At 61.2% G+C, this 250-nt stretch carries 1 protein-coding gene; it reads left to right on the top strand.

What is annotated here, in order from left to right; translation table 11 throughout:
- Nucleotides 1–189 (top strand): integrase core domain-containing protein (locus QSV46_RS40475; RefSeq protein WP_314964316.1); only part of this gene is annotated, 189 nt, incomplete at its 5' end.
- Nucleotides 190–250 lie beyond the last annotated feature (61 nt).

The following is a 250-nucleotide window of genomic DNA, read 5'->3' as shown; positions in this document are numbered from 1 at the left end:
GAACGGCTCTGGCGCAGCGTCAAATACGAGGAGGTGTACCTGCGGGCCTATGACAGCGTCAGCGAGGCGCGCAGCTCAATCGGCCGATATCTCGACTTCTATAACAGCAGGCGTCCCCATTCGAGTCTTGACGGCAGCACGCCGGATCAAGCCTACTTCACCCCGCGGCCACTCCGCATGGCAGCCTAACCCCGGCAGAGGCTCCACTTATCGACGCGGAAACTCTGTTCAGACAACCGGGACCAGCTCT

The organism is Bradyrhizobium cosmicum (assembly GCF_032290525.1).
Classification (GTDB): domain Bacteria; phylum Pseudomonadota; class Alphaproteobacteria; order Rhizobiales; family Xanthobacteraceae; genus Bradyrhizobium; species Bradyrhizobium cosmicum_A.
Note: the sequence above shows the minus strand (reverse complement) of the source record. Positions and strands in the feature narration are given on the sequence as shown.